Here is a 19,337-nt window from a genome sequence, read left to right as displayed (position 1 = left end):
AACCCTCAAACTCCAATCCTTATGAGCGAACTCACCCACCATCTTCTCCCCGACTTTATTGCCATTCAACGGTCGAGTTTTCGTTGGTTCCTAGAGGCTGGACTCATTGAAGAACTCAACAGTTTCTCCCCCATCACCGATTACACGGGAAAATTAGAACTGCACTTTATCGGTCACGAATATAAACTGCATTCCCCCAAATATGACGTGGATGAAGCCAAGCGTCGGGATGCCAGTTATTCCGTACAGATGTATGTTCCGACCCGGTTGATCGATAAAGAAAACGGCACCATGAAAGAGCAAGAAGTCTTTATCGGCGATCTGCCCTTAATGACCGATCGCGGCACTTTTATTATTAATGGGGCAGAACGGGTCATCGTCAACCAAATCGTGCGATCGCCTGGGGTTTATTACAAATCAGAAACCGACAAAAACGGTCGCCGTACTTACTCAGCCTCCCTCATCCCCAACCGAGGTGCGTGGTTAAAATTCGAGACGGATAAAAACGGTTTGGTGTGGGTTCGCATTGACAAAACGCGGAAACTCTCCGCCCAAGTTCTCCTCAAAGCCCTAGGCTTATCAACAGGGGAAATCCTCGACGCTTTGCGCCACCCAGAATACTATCAAAAAACCCTCGACAAAGAAGGCGATCCCAGCGAAGAAGAAGCCTTAATGGAACTCTACAAAAAACTGCGCCCCGGAGAACCCCCCACGGTTAACGGCGGTAAGCAGTTACTAGAATCGCGCTTCTTCGATAATAAACGCTACGACTTAGGTAAAGTTGGACGCTACAAACTCAATAAAAAATTGCGCCTAAATATCGCCGATACCATTCGCGTGCTGACCTCCCGCGATATTATGACGGCGATCGATTATCTCATTAACCTTGAATTTGATATCGGTCAAATCGACGACATCGATCACTTAGGCAACCGTCGGGTGCGATCGGTGGGAGAACTCCTGCAAAATCAAGTCCGGGTAGGTCTTAACCGCTTAGAACGCATCATCCGAGAGCGAATGACCGTCAGCGAAGCCAATGCCCTCACCCCCGCGTCCTTAGTCAATCCTAAGCCCCTAGTTGCCGCCATTAAAGAGTTTTTTGGCTCCTCGCAACTCTCCCAATTCATGGATCAAACCAACCCCCTCGCCGAATTAACCCACAAGCGTCGCCTCAGCGCCTTGGGACCCGGCGGTTTGACCCGAGAACGTGCTGGTTTTGCCGTGCGGGACATTCACCCCTCCCACTACGGACGCATCTGCCCAGTTGAGACCCCCGAAGGACCGAACGCAGGACTAATTGGCTCCCTCGCCACCTACGCCCGCGTTAACGAATATGGTTTTATTGAAACCCCCTATTACAAAGTCGAAAATGGGCGAGTTTTGCGCGATCGCGATCCCGAATATCTCACCGCAGACCAAGAAGACGATCTGCGAGTTGCCCCAGGAGATGTCGCAACCGACGAGAACGAATATATTATCGAGGAGCGCATCCCCGTCCGCTACCGCCAAGAATTTTCCACCACCACCCCGGAACAAGTGGATTATGTAGCAGTCTCTCCGGTGCAGATCGTCTCGGTGGCAACCTCTCTGATTCCCTTCCTCGAACACGACGATGCGAACCGCGCCCTGATGGGATCGAATATGCAGCGTCAAGCAGTCCCTTTATTGCGCCCAGAACGTCCCTTAGTGGGAACCGGCTTAGAGGCACAGGCAGCACGAGATTCCGGTATGGTTGTGGTCTGTCGAGTGCCAGGGGTTGCCGTTTACGTGGAAGCCACCCGCATCATTGTTAAATCCAATGTAGAAGCCAGCATCGATGGCATCGTCGGTTCGGAAGACTACAAGTTTGATATTCGCGAATACGACGAACTAAAACGCAAAGACCCCAACCAATTCGACGTTAAATATGGGGATTGTATCGAATACGAAATCCAAAAATATCAGCGTTCCAACCAAGATACTTGTTTAAACCAACGCCCTTTGGTTTACCAAGGAGAAGATGTCGTCCCCGGTCAAGTCTTAGCGGATGGTTCTGCCACAGAAGGGGGAGAAATCGCCCTCGGACAGAACATTGTCGTCGCCTATATGCCCTGGGAAGGCTACAACTACGAAGATGCCATTCTCATCAGCGAACGGCTAGTCATTGATGATGTCTATACCAGCATCCATATTGAGAAATATGAAATCGAGGCACGACAAACAAAACTCGGACCCGAGGAAATTACGCGAGAAATCCCCAATGTTGGGGAAGATTCCCTGCGTCAATTAGACGAACGCGGCATCATTCGCATTGGTGCCTGGGTAGAAGCGGGGGATATTCTCGTGGGTAAAGTCACCCCCAAAGGAGAATCGGATCAACCTCCCGAAGAAAAACTACTCCGCGCCATTTTTGGAGAAAAAGCACGGGATGTTCGCGATAATTCCCTGCGAGTTCCCAATGGAGAAAAAGGCCGAGTGGTTGACGTGCGGGTGTTTACCCGAGAACAAGGGGATGAACTCCCCCCCGGTGCGAACATGGTGGTGCGAGTCTATGTCGCCCAAAAACGCAAAATTCAAGTCGGGGATAAAATGGCAGGTCGTCACGGTAATAAAGGGATTATTTCTCGGATTTTACCCGCCGAAGATATGCCTTATCTTCCCGATGGTCGTCCGGTGGATATTGTCCTTAATCCCTTGGGAGTTCCTTCCCGAATGAACGTCGGGCAGGTGTTTGAGTGCTTGCTGGGATGGGCCGGAGAAAACTTAGGCGTGCGCTTTAAAATGACTCCTTTTGATGAAATGTACGGCGAGGAAATCTCTCGAGAATCCGTACATGGCAAACTGAAAGAAGCCAGTGAGAAACCAGGTCGGAAATGGGCGTTCAACGAGTCCAGTCCAGGGAAAATTCAAGTCTATGACGGTCGTACCGGAGAACCCTTCGATCGCCCCGTCACCGTCGGAATTGCCTATATGTTGAAATTGGTTCACTTAGTGGATGATGAAATTCACGCCCGCTCTACCGGACCTTATAGCTTAGTCACTCGGCAACCATTGGGAGGCAAGGCACAACAAGGAGGACAGCGTTTTGGAGAAATGGAGGTTTGGGCTTTGGAAGCCTACGGAGCTGCCTACATTCTGCAAGAGTTGCTGACGGTTAAATCCGACGATATGCAAGGGCGCAATGAAGCCTTAAATGCGATCGTCAAAGGCAAACCCATCCCTCGCCCCGGTACGCCGGAATCCTTCAAGGTTTTAATGCGAGAACTTCAATCTTTGGGCTTAGATATTGCCGTTCATAAAGTCGATTCTTCTGCCGATGGCATGAGTAACGATATTGAAGTGGACTTAATGGCGGACAGCGATCGCCGTCGCGCCCCCTCGCGCCCCACCTACGAATCCCTGAGTAGCGAAGAACTACAGGAAGAGGAAGTGTAATTAGTTGACAGTTGATAGTTAATAACACACAACCAACAACTATTAACTATCAACGAGTAACCAGTAAGGAACAACGAGTAACAAAAATGAGCAGAACCCAAAACGAACAGCGTTTCGACTACGTTAAAATCGGTCTGGCTTCCCCAGAGCGGATTCGCCAGTGGGGAGAACGCACTTTACCCAACAGTCAGCTAGTGGGGGAAGTGACCAAACCGGAAACCATTAACTATCGCACCCTCAAGCCAGAAATGGATGGCTTATTCTGCGAGCGCATTTTCGGTCCCGCCAAAGATTGGGAATGTCACTGCGGTAAATACAAGCGGGTACGCCATCGCGGTATCGTTTGCGAGCGCTGCGGGGTGGAAGTCACGGAATCGAGAGTGCGTCGCCATCGCATGGGATTCATTAAATTAGCTGCTCCCGTAACTCACGTTTGGTATCTGAAAGGTATTCCTAGTTATTTAAGTATTCTCTTGGATATGCCTTTAAGAGATGTAGAGCAAATTGTCTACTTTAATGCCTATGTGGTATTAGAGTCGGGGAATGCCAGCAATTTATCCCAGCGTCAATTGTTGACGGAAGACCAGTGGTTGGAGTTGGAGGAACAACTTTACGCAGAAGATGCGGAATTGGCAGGGATTGAAGTTGGCATTGGTGCCGAAGCAATTCAGCGCTTATTGGAGGAAATCGACCTTGAAGCAGAAGCCGAAAAGTTGCGGGAAGACATTGCTGGGTCCAAGGGACAAAAGCGAGCCAAATTGATTAAACGCTTGCGGGTGATTGATAACTTTATTGCCACCGGCTCCCGACCCGAGTGGATGATTTTAACGGTTATTCCTGTGATTCCGCCGGATTTGCGCCCGATGGTACAGTTAGATGGAGGACGCTTTGCGACTTCCGATCTCAATGACTTGTATCGGCGAGTGATTAATCGCAATAACCGTTTGGCGCGGTTGCAGGAAATTCTCGCCCCCGAGATTATCGTGCGGAATGAAAAGCGAATGCTGCAAGAAGCAGTAGATGCTCTCATCGATAATGGACGACGGGGACGGACGGTAGTGGGAGCGAATAATCGCGCCCTCAAGTCCTTGTCGGATATTATTGAAGGAAAACAGGGACGCTTCCGCCAAAACTTGTTAGGAAAACGAGTCGATTATTCCGGGCGATCGGTAATCGTCGTCGGACCGAAGTTAAAGATATATCAGTGCGGTTTGCCCAGGGAAATGGCGATCGAACTGTTTCAACCCTTTGTGATTCACCGCTTGATCAAAGGTGGTTTGGTCAATAATATCAAGGCTGCGAAAAAGTTGATCCAGCGTGGAGAAGGAGCCGTTTGGGATGTTTTAGATGAAGTCATTGCCGGGCATCCCGTCATGCTCAACCGCGCTCCAACGCTGCACCGCTTGGGGATTCAGGCCTTTGAACCGATTTTAGTAGAAGGACGGGCGATTCAGTTGCATCCCTTGGTCTGTCCGGCGTTTAACGCGGATTTTGACGGCGACCAAATGGCGGTTCACGTCCCTCTCTCCTTAGAGGCGCAAGCCGAGGCACGATTGTTAATGTTAGCCTGCCACAATATTTTATCCCCAGCAACGGGGAAACCGATTGTTGCACCGAGTCAAGATATGGTACTGGGCTGTTATTATCTCACCGCAGAAAATCTGGCAGCACAAACCCCCGATAAAGGTGCGGGGCGTTATTTTGCTTCGATGGACGATGCCCTACAAGCCTTTGAGCAAGGTCTGGTGGATATTCATGCTTATATCTGGCTGCGCTACAAAGGCGAAATAGAAACAATGGAGGGAGATGACTCTCCCAAGATTGAAGAAAAACCCGATGGTAGCAAGGTATACCAGTATAAATGGCGCAAGGTGCGGGAACTCCCCGATGGAAAGCGCTTTCAATATGTTAAGACAACCCCAGGACGCATTATCTATAACAAAACAATTCAAGACGCTTTAGTTAGTTGATAGTTGATAGTTGATAGTTGATAGCGGGGAGGAAGAGATTCTAGCCGATCGCTAATTGCTCAATGAAGACTAAAAAGACTAAAAAGACTAAACAAGAACCAATACACACCAACAAAGTCATGACAGAACAACCCGCTTTTTACAATCGCATTGTGGATAAAAGTCAGTTAAAAAAACTGATTGCTTGGGCGTATCGGCAGTATGGAAGTTCTCGCTGTGCAAGCGTGGCGGATGAGTTGAAAGCAATGGGCTTCCGTTATGCGACGCGGGCGGGGGTTTCCATTAGTGTAGACGATCTGCAAATTCCCCCCATTAAGAAAGCATTGCTGGCGGAGGCTGAAGCAGAAATTGCCAAGACTGAGGATCGCTATCGCACGGGGAAGATTACGGAGGTGGAACGTTTCCAAAAGACCATCGATACTTGGAATAGCACCTCTGAGGCCTTGAAAGATGAGGTTGTTCGCAATTTTGTAGCCACAGATCCCCTCAATTCTGTCTATATGATGGCCTTTAGTGGGGCGCGGGGGAATTTATCTCAGGTGCGTCAGTTGGTGGGAATGCGAGGTCTAATGGCAGATCCCCAAGGGCAAATTATCGATCAGCCGATTAAAACCAATTTCCGGGAAGGATTGACGGTAACGGAGTATATTATCTCATCCTACGGAGCGCGGAAAGGTTTGGTAGATACGGCATTGCGAACGGCGGATTCGGGTTATTTAACTCGCCGCTTGGTGGATGTGAGTCAGGATACGATCGTGCGGGAATTCGATTGCGGTACCGATCGCGGCTTGGTTTTAGGCTCGATGATGGATGGCGATCGCGTTTTGATTCCCCTAGAAACTCGCTTATTTGGGCGGGTATTAGGAGAAGACGTGGTAGACCCCAAAACAGGGGAGGTCATTGCTAAACGCAATCAGGATATTGATGAGGCTTTGGCGAAAAAAATTGCCGATCGCGTCGAAGAAGTCACCCTGCGATCGCCTTTGACTTGTGAAGCGGCGCGTAGTTGCTGTCAGCATTGCTATGGCTGGAGTTTGGCTCATGGGAAAATGGTGGATTTGGGGGAGGCGATCGGCATTATTGCAGCACAGTCGATCGGGGAACCGGGAACCCAGTTAACCATGCGGACTTTTCACACAGGAGGTGTATTTACCGGAGAAGTGGCTCGGAGTTTTAAAGCCGGTCGAGAAGGCACCGTAAAATTTGGTAAAGGACTCTTGACTCGGGGAGTGCGGACGCGCCACGGAGAGGATTTGGAGCAAGTCGAAGTGGCGGGTAACGTCATTGTAGAATTTGCCTCGGGGAAATCTCAATCCTATCCTCCCACAGGTAAGCTCCAACCCGGTACTCTCTTGCACGTGAGGGAAGGAGATATGGTCGAGAAGGGTCAAGTATTGGCAGTCGTGCCATTGATGAAACGGCAATCCACAGAAAAAGCCACCAAAGATGTAGCCTCGGATTTAGCAGGAGAGGTTTTGTTCGCCGGACTCATCGGAGAAGAAAAAACCGATCGCCAAGGTAATATTACTCACATCGCTCAACGCGGGGGTTTGATGTGGGTGCTGTCTGGGGAGGTTTATAATTTACTGCCTGGGGCGGAACCGGTAGTGAAAAATGGCGATCTTGTCAAACAGGGGGATGTATTGGCTCAGACCTTATTGCGGACGGCTCACGGGGGCATCGTGCGCTTGCAGGAGAATAGTCGGGAAATCGATATCGTAACGGCAAAAGTCTCTTTGGATCGCGCGATCGTGAAACGAGAGACCACCGCAGGACGGGAGCAGCATATTATCGAAACCGCATCGGATCAGAAGTTTCTGTTAAAGGCAACTCCAGGCACGAAGATATTAGAACATCAGGTCGTGGCAGAATTGTTGGACGATCGCTATCGCACGGAGATGGGGGGCATTCTCAAATATGCCGGAGTCGAAGTCGGTAAGAGTCGCGGCAAGAAACAGGGCTATGAGGTATTGAAGGGGGGAACTTTGATCTGGATTCCCGAGGAATGTCACGAAGTCAACAAGGATATTTCTTTGTTGGTGGTGGAGGAAGGGCAATATGTAGAAGCCGGCACTGAGGTGGTCAAGGATATTTACTGCCAGTCCTCGGGAATTGTAGAGGTGGTGCAGAAGAATGACATTCTACGAGAAATTGCCATTAAACCTGGAGATTTACATTTATTAGAAGAACCCCCCTTAATAGAAGCCGATGGGGTGTTATTGTCCCCAGGAACGGAGGTACTGCCTGGACTGGTTTTAGAGAGTTTAAAATACGGAGAGTATATTGATACGACGGAAGGCATGGCGCTGCTCTTGCGTCCGGTGGTCGAGTACACCGTCGAGGATTCTCCCCTGGTGCCCTCCCAATCCATTGATAAGGGAGCCGGACCGAATATTTCTTTACGAGCCATTCAGCGTTTGTTCTATAAAGATGGAGAACGAGTCAAGTCCGTCGATGGTATAGAATTACTGGGAACCCAATTGGTCTTTGAGATCGATGTGGCAGAAAGTATCAGCAATGAAGGCGGTTTGAGTGCCGATATTGAACTCATTCCGGTGCCCAAGGATGAGGAGGAATTGGCGATCGCCCCTACCTCCCTTAATAAAGAAGGGGAGAGCCTAGAGGAAGAATCAGAAATGACCCTCACTGACCCATCCCAAACTACATCCGAGACTTCCATTGCAGAGTATCAGTTACAGATCGTCATTTTGGAATCTTTAACCATTCGTCGGGATGTGGAAGGAGATGTCACCAGTGGTGGGACGAGGACAAAACTGGAAGTGAAGGATGGGGATGAGATTGCCAAAGGAGCCGTGGTCGCTAAAACCGAGATTCAGTGTAAAGAATCCGGAGAAGTGCGGGGTATTGCCTCGGGCGCAGAGGCGATTCGTCGTATCCTCTTAGTGCGGGAGAGCGATCGCTTTACAGTGGAGTATGAAGGAGAATCGTTGGTGTCCGTGGGGGATTTGGTGGTTTCGGGCAGCGAAATTACCCCAGGGGTAGCGTTGGAGAAATCCGGCCACGCGATCTCCATCGAAGACAATAAGATTGTTTTTCGGGCCGCACGTCCCTATCGGGTATCCGCCGGAGCGATGTTACAAGTAGGAGATGGGGACTTAGTACAACGGGGAGATAATTTGGTATTGCTGGTATTCGAGCGATCGAAGACCGGGGATATCATTCAGGGTTTGCCTCGCATTGAGGAACTCTTGGAAGCGCGACGACCCAAGGAGGCTTGCGTTTTGGCGCGGCAACCGGGGACGGCACAAGTCGTCTATGGTGAAGATGACGTAGTGGATGTAAAAGTGGTCGAGGCAGATGGAACAATTTCCGATTATCCCATTAGTCCTGGGCAGTCGGTGATGGTGGCAGACGGTCAAAAGGTGAAGGTGGCAGAACACTTAACCGATGGGATGGCTAATCCTCACGAAATTTTAGAGTGCTTTTTCGAGTACTATCGCGAGGAGAAGGGCATTTATGAAGGGGCGCTCTATGGGTTGCAGCAGGTACAGCGCTTCTTACTGGAAGGGGTGCAGGGGGTGTATCAATCCCAAGGCATCGATATTTCCGATAAGCATATCGAAACCATCGTGCGCCAGATGACCTCAAAAGTGCGAATCGATGATGGAGGAGATACCACCATGTTGCCTGGTGAGTTAATCGAGTTACGCCAAGTGGAACAAGTGAATGACGCGATGGGAATTACCGGCGGCGCTCCGGCTTGTTATACTCCCGTTTTGTTGGGGATAACTAAGGCATCCCTCAACACCGATAGCTTTATTTCGGCAGCCAGTTTCCAAGAAACCACGCGGGTTCTCACGGAAGCGGCGATCGAAGGGAAGTCGGATTGGTTGCGCGGGTTGAAAGAAAATGTCATTATCGGACGTTTGATCCCGGCGGGAACCGGTTTCAATACCCATGAGGATGTACCCTTGGGAGGCGGTAGTAGCATGGACTGGGGAGGACGCGATACGGGAATGATGCCTGAGCCCAGTATTTCCCGCAGTGGACGAGAGGATGGCACCGTTGCCAAAACGAAGAAGTCTTCTGGGAAAAGTGCCTCGCGCTCGAAAGGGGTAATTTTAGAAGAGAATACCCTTGAGGGAACAAATATGGGCGCTATCCCTACTGAAGCTAAAGCGATTAAATCGCCAGAGAAAATAGAGACTCCCCCGGCAAAGGCGGAGACTCGAGGCGTTGATGACACGGTAAACCCACCCCAGAGCGGTTCCTATGGGGAAAATCCGCTCCTCGACCGTCGGGGAGATTATGGGGATAATATGATTCTCGACGACCAAACGGCTCGTGCCTATAGTTTGGATTACACAATTCCCCCCGATGGAGAGGAGGACAAGGATGCGCCAAAATCGCGATCGGAGCTTGTCGAACCGACGGCAGAAGAGGAGAATTCTTTCTTAACTGAGGAGGAATAAGTGCAAGAAGAAGAGCAAGAAAAAGGACAAGGGCAACAAGTGGAAAACGCAGGTAATTCTCTTGGGTTTTCCACTCCTCACTCCCACGAAGGTTCTCCCCCTGAAACAATGCGCGATCGCCACCACGTTCACAATACCGATTCCCAGCGTCGCATTCTCAATCGCTTATCCCGCATTGAGGGTCACGTGCGGGGGGTTAAAACGATGGTGCAGAATGATACCTACTGCCCCGAGGTGTTGATTCAAATTGCGGCGGTGCGCGGGGCTTTAGATCGGGTGGCGCGGTTGATTCTCGACGAGCATTTAAGCGAATGCGTGGCGCGGGCGGCGCAGGAGGGCAATATCGAGGCAGAATTAAAGGAACTCAAGGAAATTTTGGATCGTTTTTTGCCATAGTTGTTATGGGTTATGGGTTTTTAGCAATTGGAGGTCGATCAACTTTGAAGCGATACACCCTGCGGATACGCAAGCGAACGCAAAAATCGAGACATTTCTTGGTGCAATTTGCTCGCCATCGGCTCGATCTTTTGAGTGAGATGGCTTTGGGTTTGGCTTTGGCGATCGCGCTTTCGGCTTTATTGGCCAAGTCTGGGGGGGCGCAAGAGGCGGTAGGGACGTTACAGCCAACGTCCCTAAATTGGTGGCAGGCTTTTATCTTGGGGATGGTACAGGGACTCACGGAGTTCATTCCCATTAGCAGTACGGCGCATTTAAAGGTCATTCCGGTGATGTTGGGCTGGGGGGATCCGGGGGTGACATTTGCGGCCACGATTCAGTTGGGTAGTATTGGGGCGGTATTGTGGTTTTTTTGGCAGGATATTGTTGATTTGACGCGGGGGGCGATCGCGGCTTTTCGTAAGGGTACTTATGAGGTGATGGAATTTCGCATTGCTGTGGGAATTGCCCTGGGAACCTTACCCATTGTCGCTTGTGGGTTGTTATTGAAAAAATTAGTGCCGGATTTGGATAACTCTCCCATTCGCAGCTTGACGGCGATCGCGATCGCTTCGATTGTAATGGGGATTCTTTTAGGTGTGGCAGAAAAGTGCGGTCGTCGCTGGCGAGATTTTCAGCAGTTAAGTGCGCGGGATGGGGTTTTGATGGGATTGGCGCAAGCATTGGCGCTGATGCCTGGAGTGTCGCGATCGGGGGCTACCATTACGGCGGGGCTGTTTATGGGGTTGGAGAGGGCAACGGCGGCACGATTTTCGTTTTTGTTGGGCATTCCAGCGATTACTTTGGCGGGGTTGGTACAGTTTAAAACTGATGTTCTTGATGCCTCGGTGAGTAGTAATGAACTTTGGGTATTATTGGTGGGGACCCTTTCTGCGGCGGTTTTTTCCTACGGCGCGATCGCCTGGTTAATTGGCTATTTACAACAACAAAGTACCTGGGTTTTTGTTTGGTATCGCGTCATTTTTGGAGGTTTAATTTTAGGCGGAGTTGCCTTAAATTGGTTATAAATAAGACTTACGCAGCTAGGGCGCAAGCATTTGCCCTGTACGGTATTCTCTTGCTATGGTAGTGCGGGCATCTTGCCCGTTAATGCGTAAGTCCTAATAAATTAGCTGGAAAATTTATGACTTTTCCCGAATCTACCCCTGAAAAGAAATCTGGCAGTGTTTGGAAGTGGATCGCCATCGGTTGCGGCGGAACGACCTTATTAGGCATTATCGTCATTGCTGGATTGATTTTTGCTCTAAGTCGTAATATTAATGTTTCCCTCAGTCCCGAAAAAGCGCAAGAAAATGTCCGGAATTTGTTTGATTACGAAATTCCGGGGGGCGATCGCGGTGTTATTGCGCTCAATATGTTTGGGATCGAAATGTCGCAAGTATCGGATCTCGCAACGCCTTCTAGTGTTTTCCTAACAGTGGGGAAAGTTCCTTTTGAGTGGGGAGAAGAAGAACGAGAAGCATTTCAAGAGGGTTTTGAAGAGCCTTTTTTTAGTCAGGAGACAATCGAATATAACATAAATTCCGAACGCAAGGAAGAGAAAAATCTCTGCGAACAAATGGTCAATGTGTCCATTTCTGAAGGTACTATGACCGTAGGAGATAATGCTGTCACCCTCCCGGCGATCGCTTATAAGGCAACTGTTAATTATAATGATGTGGAGAGATTTGTTTCTCTCGTCAGCAATGGCGATCGGGCTAATGAAACAATTGAGTCTGTTTTCAACTCTTTAGATTGTAAATAACAGAATCAGGACTTACGCAGTTAAGGAGCGAGACGCTCCTACTACAGTAGTATTCTGTCATTATGGTAGTGCGGGCATCTTGCCCGCTAATGCGTAAGTTTTAAGAATAATAGCAATTTATCTTTTATATTTTTATTGATTCGTTTATGGTTCTATTTCAACCAGCCCTCATTACAAAAGTATCTCCTGATTCCATTGGTGAAGAAATTGGCTTTGAACCGGGAGATGCTATTGTTTCTATTAATGGGGTTAAACCCAGAGATTTGATTGATTATCGGTTTCTTTGTAGTGAGGAAATTTTAGAGTTAGAGGTTATTGATACTGCGGGAAAAGTTCATCAAATTGAAATAGAAAAAGAATACGATGACGATCTTGGTATTGAGTTTGAAACGGCGCTTTTTGATGGTCTAATTCAATGTAACAATCGTTGCCCATTTTGTTTTATCGACCAACAGCCACCAGGAAAGCGAAAAAGTTTATATTTTAAAGATGACGATTATCGGCTTAGTTTTCTTTATGGTAGTTATTTAACTTTAACAAATTTACCAGAAAAAGAGTGGGATCGCATTGAACAAATGCGTCTTTCTCCTTTATATGTTTCGGTTCACGCGACAGAACCCGATCTGAGAATTCATCTCTTAAAAAATCCTCGGGCGGGACAAATTTTAGAACAATTTCGTTGGTTTCAAGAACGACGCTTACAAATTCACGCTCAAGTTGTTGTTTGTCCTGGAATCAATGATGGAAAGTATCTCGAACAAACTTTGCTCGATCTCGCTGCTTTTCATCAAGGAGAAATCCCAACTATTATTTCTGCGGCAATTGTTCCGGTGGGTTTAACTCGCTTTCGTCCTCCAGGGGATGAACTCATTCCTGTTAGTTTAGAAAAAGCCCAAGAAACGATCGCCTTAGTCCAAAAATTACAAGCACGGTTTCAACAGTCTTTAGGGACAACATTTGCATGGTTGGCGGATGAATGGTTTTTAATAGCTGGAGAAGAGTTACCGACGGAAAGCCATTACGAAGATTACCCGCAAATTGGCAACGGTGTTGGTTCTATTCGTCAGTTTATTAAAGACTTTCAAGCACTAGCCGAGGAGATTTTACCACAAAAGCTGCACTCTCGGCGGTCTTATACTTGGGTGGTTGGGAATGCCGTGGAAATGGCTTTTCAACCTTTAGTGAATCGGTTAAATGCTGTAGAAGGGTTGGAAATAAAATTAGCAGCATTGAAGAGTATTTATTGGGGACAAGAAATGACGGTGACGGGATTATTGACGGGACAAGATTTAGTCTCGGAATTGTCTAATCAGAAGTTAGGAGAGGCAATTTTATTACCTTCCCTCATGCTTAAACACGATGATACGAGGTTTCTTGATGATTTGACGGTACAAGAGGTATCAGAACGGTTAAATACGCCAATTATTCCTGTTACGGGTATTGAGGAGTTATTACAAACTTGCATTTGCTGAAAGCTAGGTTGGACAGGGATTGAAAATCTCGGTATCATGGCAAAAATACATTGAAATGAGGTGCATCTCAAAAATGTAAATCTATTATTCAGTAAAAAAAGGTAGGGGTTTGGTGACCAAACCCCTACTCATTTACAGTTCATTTAGTTTTGCTATAGTGCATGAAAATGAAATAAATTTTTAAATTTTTATGAGCGATCGCCATACATGATTACGGTAGCATCACTTTCATCCACGTCGAGATCGCTGAAACTATCGAGGGGAGAAGTTTGTTCTTGAGAGGAAAGAGGAGACTCATCGACCACAAATTCAACAGAAACTTTAATTTTAACTTTAGCATTGCGCCAACCTTTGGCATCAGTTTTGAGGATTTCGCACTCGACTCCCTCATTAAACCATTTGAGAAAGTCGGATTGTTCGCCATCCGGACTCACATTTGTTTTATCAATTTTGATACCTTGATTGCCTAATAGTCCCAGCAAACCGTAGCCAAAATCATAACCGAAACATTTTTGTAGAGCCTGTTTGAATTTGCCGATTTTAAACGCATCATCACCAAACGCAATAACATCATTATCATCGAATCCCTCCTGACGACTGTTTTTTCCCATGATGACTCCTTTTTTTGATCTTCCTAGAGAACTCGAAGAATTTAAAGTTCTTTCTTTGTTCTTCCTCTACCATAACCCGGACTGAAAATTTCTCCCACTGGAGGGAAATTGAACAACTTGCTGGAATTGATCCTGATTTGTCAGCGATCGCGGCAAATTTTAAGGGTAAAATCGAGGGTAATATATTCGGGAAAATTACCAATGGGACGGGAAATTGAGCGTAAATTTTTAGTGCAGGGGGAGGAATGGCGATCGCTGGGGACAGGGACACAATATCGCCAAGGTTATTTTCCCACTTCCCCAGACTGTACGGTGCGAGTGCGAGTTGCAGGCGATCGCGCTTATTTGACGATTAAGGGGAAAACTAAGGGAATTTCCCGTAAGGAGTTTGAATATCCCATTCCCGTCTCAGAAGCAGAAGAAATGCTTGAGGAGTTGTGCGATCGCCCTTTCATTGAGAAAATGCGCTATAGAATCGCGATCGGTAATTTAGTCTGGGAAGTGGACGAATTTACCGGAGAAAATCAGGGGTTGATTTTGGCTGAAGTAGAATTAGAGAAGGAAAATCAGGCGATCGCGCTTCCAGAATGGATAGGCACAGAAGTCTCTCGAGATCCCCGCTATTTTAATTCTAATTTAGCGCGATCGCCTTACACTCATTGGCGCGATCGCTAAACCACTATTGTTAGGACAAACTAGAAATGAATCCAACTTTACGAAAAATTACTTACAGCATGGATCTACTAATTCCGGGCTTTTATCTCTGGTGGGGTTCTTGGGGACTGGTTTTGGGAGGAGAAGAACCCGATGACGAACCTTATCGCTATCCCGGAACTCTTCACAGCCAATTTGGAATTGCGATCGTCCTACCAGGATATCAAATTTGGACAAGTTACAGATGAAACAATTTGAGATTTATCTTTTCTGTAAAATCCACTCTACAGCCTCCACTAAGTCCGCCGCAGTAAAGTCAGGAGTTGAGTGATGTTGATATTTTCCTCCAATAACATCCTTGCCGTAGCCAGTTTTCACTAAAATACCTTTTGCTCCAGCATTTCTCGCTAAATCCACATCCGTTGCTTTATCTCCCACCATAAAACTGCGAGAGATATCGAGATCGTGTTCCCATGCCGCCGCCACTAACATCCCCGTATTGGGTTTGCGCCACGTACTCCAGCAAGCGTATTTGGCATCGACTCCCCCGGCGGGAGGGGCAAGATAGGGACAATAATAGAGAGCATCTAGTTTCGCCCCTGCTTCCTCGCTTAAAAGATGCACGAGGCGATGGTGTAGCGCCTCAATGTGAGTAACGGGAAAGTAACCCCGCGCGGGACCTGCTTGGTTAGAAACCATACAGCAAAACCAGCCCGCATCATTGAGACGGCGCACGGCTTTTGCCACCCCCTCAATGAGTACCAAGTCCTCAACCTTGTGGATGTAACCCACTTCTTTGTTGAGGACTCCATCTCGATCTAAAAATACTGCCGGTTTACTCACGCCAAATTTGCTCAATAACGGTAACTGGGGCAATATCGGCGATCGCCTTGGAAGGAGACTGAATGCCGATACATTTTTCGCTACCGGGAGGAAGGAGTTTCTTCGCTTCCGTTGGTCCGAATAGGGCAATAGTATAGGTTCCCACGGCGATCGCCAAGTGCATAGGGGCGCTATCGGTACATAGCATCAAATTGGCCCCGGCGATAAGTGCGGCGAGTTTACCAATATCTGGAGGTGAGACGGTTTTCAATTCGCGATCGCCTTCCAGCATTTGCGCGATAAATTCCTCATCTTCAGGACCTTTGAGCAAGACAATGGGTAAATTCGGCTGTTTTTGGCGGATATTTTCGACAATTTGCAACCAGCTTTTGACGGGATAAATTTTGTCAATTCCCTTACTGAGTGCCAATTTACTTGAGCCACCGTGAAGGAGAATATAACCGCTTTCCTTCACATCCAGGTTATTTTGTTCCACTTCCGCCCAATCAATATCCTCTTTGAGAACAGTAACACCGACGGGAGGACAGGAAGCCGCAATATGTAAACCATCGAGGAGATCGTGATACATCTCGGCGGCATATTGCTCTTGTTTTAAGGGGACGGTATTGGTAAAAAAGCATCCCTTTTTCATGTTGTAACCAATGCGATCGGGAATTCCTTCCAGCCAGAGGAGTAACCCGACGGTCCATTGTTGCCCGAGGGCGATCGCCGCTTCGTATTCGCGATCGCGCAGGACTCCCAGGAGGTTGAGATAGTCAGCTAAACCGTTACGATCCTTATAATCAAAGAGAAGAACTTCATTCACCGAAGGGCAAACGCGGTACGCCCCCTTCGATCGCGGTTCCACCAAAACATCGATTAATGCTTGGGGATATTGCTGTTTGAGGGTGGTCAGAGTTGGGAAAAAGAGAATCTGATCGCCAATTCCACCGGGGACGAGGGCTAATATTCGCATCTCAATTCACGGAATTTGAGTTAATCAAGGCCAATTTTAAGGGAAGATGAGAGCCAGATGGATTTATTTTGGAAAGATTCAACTTGCTTATGCACTTACTCATCCCTGCTGCTGGTTTAGGAAAACGCATGGGAGGCGATCGCAATAAGCTCCTCTTGACCCTGTTGAAGCGGCCTTTACTGACGTGGACGTTACGGGCGGCGGAGGCATCCGAGAGAATCACTTGGATTGGCATCATGGGACAGTCTTATGATTTTAAGGCATTTCGGGAGATTTTAAGGGAGGCTAATCTCTCTAAACCCGTGGAGTTGATTGAAGGGGGGGTTACTCGTCAAGAGTCGGTTTACAATGGCTTGCAGGGGCTGCCAGAGGGTGCTGAAGGGGTTTTGATTCACGATAGGGCGAGATGTTTGGCGACACCGGAATTATTCGATCGCTGTGCTATTCTGGCTGGTTAACACGCATTTAAGGACTCACAACAGATGATCGCAGGAGAATTAAAATCGAAGGTTGATAAACTTTGGGATACTTTTTGGAGTAATGGTACCAGTAACCCGCTTTCGGTGATTGAGCAGGTTTCTTATTTGCTGTTTATCAAGCGCCTTGATGAGTTGGAACTGGCGAAGGAAAAGAAGGCGCAACGGTTGGGAGGGGCGGTTAAAAAGCCGATTTTTTCCTCGGAACAGCAAAATTGTCGCTGGTCGAAATTTAAGAATCAGAATGCGGCGGATCTGCTGGCGATCGTGCGGGATGAGGCATTCCCGTTTATTAAGAGTATGGGGAAGGAAGGGGGCGCTTATGCTGTCCACATGAAGGATGCGACGTTTTTAATTGCGAATGCGTCTTTGTTGTCGAATGTGGTACAGCAGATCGATGAGATTCCGATGGAGGATCGCGATACGAAGGGGGATTTATATGAGTATATGCTCTCGAAGTTGACCACGGCGGGAACTAATGGACAGTTTCGCACCCCCAGGCACATTATCAAGATGATGGTGGATTTGATGGCACCCAATGCGCGGGAAATTGTTTGCGATCCGGCCTGCGGAACCGGGGGCTTTTTGGTGGCGGTGTCGGAATATTTGCGGAGGAAGAAGGATAGTGAGGGAAATCTGGTTTTAAATGCCCCAGGGAATAGGGATCATTTTAATTCGGGGATGTTTCACGGGTTTGATTTTGATTCGACGATGCTGCGGATCGGTAGTATGAACATGATGCTGCACGGTATTGAGGATCCGAAGATCGAGGCGCGGGATTCTCTTTCGGAGGATCATGGGGAGGTGGAAGAGGCGTTTACTTTGATTTTGGCAAATCCCCCGTTTAAGGGTTCCCTAGATAGTGAGAATATTGCGGCGGATCTGAAGAAGGTTATCAATACGAAGAAGACAGAATTGCTTTTTGGGGTGTTGTTTTTGCGGTTGCTGAAGAAGGGGGGACGGTGTGCGGCGATCGTGCCGGATGGGGTGCTTTTTGGGTCTTCTAAGGCGCATAAGACTTTGCGGCGGGTGTTGGTGGAGGATCATAAGTTGGATGGGGTGATCTCGATGCCTTCGGGGGTGTTTAAGCCTTATGCGGGGGTTTCGACGGCGATCGTCATGTTTACGAAGACGGGGGCGGGGGGGACTGATGCGGTTTGGTTTTATGATATGCAGGCGGATGGGTTGTCGTTGGATGATAAGCGGCAAGTGGTGGAGGAGAATGATATTCCCGATATTTTGCGACGGTGGGAGGGGAGGGATCTGCTGAAGGATACCGATCGCAAGGATAAGGCGTTTTTTGTACCCAAGGAGGAGATTGTGGGGAATGCTTACGATCTCTCGATTAATCGCTATAAGGAGATTGAATATGAGGAGGTGGAATATGAGCCGCCGAGGGTGATTTTGGGGCAGTTGAAGGCGATCGAGGATGAGATTCGGGCTGATTTGGATGAGTTGGAGGGGATGCTGTTTGATTGACTTAATTTCCATAACATTAAAGATTCTTGGTTGATGGGATAAGGTTCAAAAAATTATTGATAAATAAACATTTTGTTTGGCAAGAAGTTAAAAAGATTACTGTAAATTATCCGGTGATGGAGTGCGATCGCTGTGCTATTGCGGTTTGTAATTGGTTGAAAACACAGAAGATTCCTTATAAGATCGTTAGGTTGAAGACGAAGCGAAGAAGTGATTATTTTATTGTTAGTCAACGGTATGGAATGAATGATACAATTACAGAAAATGGAACGCATTATGGGGTAGCGGTGTTTGATTTGATTTTTGATAATTTATCAGGGGAGGGTTTAACCCGAGATGATTGGCTGGCGGATTTTAGTTGTCGCAGCGGCCAGTTTATTATAGATGAGTTGGATTCTTTGGGAGATTGAATCATGTCTAATTTATATACAGTGCTTCAGCAAATACAGGAAGCGCCGGGGATGTTTTTAGGTCGTCCTTCAGTGAGCGATCTGTTTATGTTTTTGAATGGTTATGAGTTTGCAAGGTCGCAAATGGGGGTAGAATTAGATGAGGATGAGTTACTATTTTTTGATGGGTTTCAGCCTTGGTTGCAGGAGCATTTTGGGGTACAAAGCGCAGCCAGTTGGGCAAAGTTGATTATGTTATCTTGTGCGGATGAGCGATCGGGATTCCATCGCTTTTTTGGCTTGTTGGATGAGTTTCTGGGGCGATCTGAACAACAAGAAGGGGGTTTGAATATAGTTGAGGAGGTTTTGAGATGAAATACAAATTACTCAAGGTGATTTTGGGGCAGTTGAAGGCGATCGAGGATGAAATTAGAGCAGATT

At 47.7% G+C, this 19,337-nt stretch carries 15 protein-coding genes and 1 pseudogene; 13 read left to right on the top strand and 3 right to left on the bottom strand.

Features of this window, described 5'->3' with window-relative positions; all coding sequences use genetic code 11:
* Window positions 1-21: 21 nt before the first annotated feature.
* From rpoB to VB714_RS23150, 7 genes are all read left to right on the top strand, one after another.
* Window positions 22-3,414 (top strand): DNA-directed RNA polymerase subunit beta, encoded by a 3,393-nt coding sequence (gene rpoB, locus VB714_RS23180; protein WP_323227171.1) that lies wholly within the window; start codon window positions 22-24, stop codon window positions 3,412-3,414.
* Window positions 3,415-3,500: 86 nt separating this feature from the next.
* Window positions 3,501-5,384, top strand: coding sequence for a DNA-directed RNA polymerase subunit gamma (locus VB714_RS23175; protein WP_323227170.1), 1,884 nt, complete (start codon window positions 3,501-3,503; stop codon window positions 5,382-5,384).
* A 119-nt stretch (window positions 5,385-5,503) separates the two neighbouring features.
* Window positions 5,504-9,817, top strand: coding sequence for a DNA-directed RNA polymerase subunit beta'' (locus tag VB714_RS23170; RefSeq protein ID WP_416309770.1), 4,314 nt, complete (start codon window positions 5,504-5,506; stop codon window positions 9,815-9,817).
* A gap of 39 nt (window positions 9,818-9,856) precedes the next feature.
* Window positions 9,857-10,213 (top strand): metal-sensitive transcriptional regulator, encoded by a 357-nt coding sequence (locus VB714_RS23165; protein ID WP_416309773.1) that lies wholly within the window; start codon window positions 9,857-9,859, stop codon window positions 10,211-10,213.
* A 140-nt stretch (window positions 10,214-10,353) separates the two neighbouring features.
* Complete coding sequence (locus VB714_RS23160) at window positions 10,354-11,280, top strand: undecaprenyl-diphosphate phosphatase (protein WP_416309772.1); 927 nt, start codon at window positions 10,354-10,356, stop codon at window positions 11,278-11,280.
* Between the two features lie 116 nt (window positions 11,281-11,396).
* Window positions 11,397-12,017 carry a hypothetical protein gene (locus VB714_RS23155; RefSeq protein ID WP_323227165.1) on the top strand — a complete coding sequence of 207 codons (621 nt, stop codon included), beginning with the start codon at window positions 11,397-11,399 and terminating at the stop codon, window positions 12,015-12,017.
* A gap of 146 nt (window positions 12,018-12,163) precedes the next feature.
* Complete coding sequence (locus tag VB714_RS23150) at window positions 12,164-13,489, top strand: TIGR03279 family radical SAM protein (RefSeq protein WP_323227162.1); 1,326 nt, start codon at window positions 12,164-12,166, stop codon at window positions 13,487-13,489.
* A gap of 188 nt (window positions 13,490-13,677) precedes the next feature.
* On the opposite strand, the gene VB714_RS23145 is transcribed toward VB714_RS23150, so the two are convergent.
* On the bottom strand, window positions 13,678-14,100 hold the full coding sequence (locus VB714_RS23145) for a KGK domain-containing protein (RefSeq protein ID WP_323227161.1): 423 nt from the start codon (window positions 14,098-14,100) through the stop codon (window positions 13,678-13,680).
* A 201-nt stretch (window positions 14,101-14,301) separates the two neighbouring features.
* Here VB714_RS23145 and VB714_RS23140 point away from each other — a divergent pair, with 201 nt between their 5' ends.
* Window positions 14,302-14,775: a CYTH domain-containing protein gene (locus VB714_RS23140; protein ID WP_416309771.1), complete on the top strand. Its 474-nt coding sequence runs from the start codon at window positions 14,302-14,304 to the stop codon at window positions 14,773-14,775.
* Between the two features lie 26 nt (window positions 14,776-14,801).
* The gene (locus VB714_RS23135; protein ID WP_323227157.1) at window positions 14,802-15,002 is read left to right on the top strand and encodes a hypothetical protein; all 201 of its coding nucleotides are present in this window, start codon (window positions 14,802-14,804) and stop codon (window positions 15,000-15,002) included.
* A gap of 13 nt (window positions 15,003-15,015) precedes the next feature.
* On the opposite strand, the gene VB714_RS23130 is transcribed toward VB714_RS23135, so the two are convergent.
* Both VB714_RS23130 and VB714_RS23125 read right to left on the bottom strand, forming a co-directional pair.
* On the bottom strand, window positions 15,016-15,597 hold the full coding sequence (locus tag VB714_RS23130; RefSeq protein WP_323227156.1) for an HAD family hydrolase: 582 nt from the start codon (window positions 15,595-15,597) through the stop codon (window positions 15,016-15,018).
* Complete coding sequence (locus tag VB714_RS23125) at window positions 15,590-16,552, bottom strand: glycosyltransferase family 9 protein (RefSeq protein WP_323227154.1); 963 nt, start codon at window positions 16,550-16,552, stop codon at window positions 15,590-15,592. The genes VB714_RS23130 and VB714_RS23125 overlap by 8 nt, the downstream gene beginning before the upstream one ends.
* Before the next feature lie 89 nt (window positions 16,553-16,641).
* On the opposite strand from VB714_RS23125, the pseudogene VB714_RS23120 reads away from it, so the two are divergent.
* The 4 genes and pseudogenes from VB714_RS23120 to VB714_RS23105 form a co-directional block, all read left to right on the top strand.
* A pseudogene (locus VB714_RS23120) lies at window positions 16,642-16,995 on the top strand (2-C-methyl-D-erythritol 4-phosphate cytidylyltransferase); the annotation flags it as partial.
* A 39-nt stretch (window positions 16,996-17,034) separates the two neighbouring features.
* On the top strand, window positions 17,035-18,507 hold the full coding sequence (locus tag VB714_RS23115; RefSeq protein WP_323227151.1) for a class I SAM-dependent DNA methyltransferase: 1,473 nt from the start codon (window positions 17,035-17,037) through the stop codon (window positions 18,505-18,507).
* 56 nt (window positions 18,508-18,563) lie between these two features.
* Window positions 18,564-18,917 carry a papain fold toxin domain-containing protein gene (locus VB714_RS23110; RefSeq protein ID WP_204106272.1) on the top strand — a complete coding sequence of 118 codons (354 nt, stop codon included), beginning with the start codon at window positions 18,564-18,566 and terminating at the stop codon, window positions 18,915-18,917.
* Between the two features lie 3 nt (window positions 18,918-18,920).
* Window positions 18,921-19,271: a hypothetical protein gene (locus tag VB714_RS23105; RefSeq protein ID WP_323227149.1), complete on the top strand. Its 351-nt coding sequence runs from the start codon at window positions 18,921-18,923 to the stop codon at window positions 19,269-19,271.
* Window positions 19,272-19,337 lie beyond the last annotated feature (66 nt).

The sequence above is a fragment of the Spirulina sp. 06S082 genome (assembly GCF_034932145.1).
In the GTDB taxonomy this organism is placed as follows: domain Bacteria; phylum Cyanobacteriota; class Cyanobacteriia; order Cyanobacteriales; family Spirulinaceae; genus CCY15215.
The sequence above is the reverse complement of the archived record's forward strand: the minus strand, read 5'-3'. Positions and strand labels throughout refer to the sequence as shown.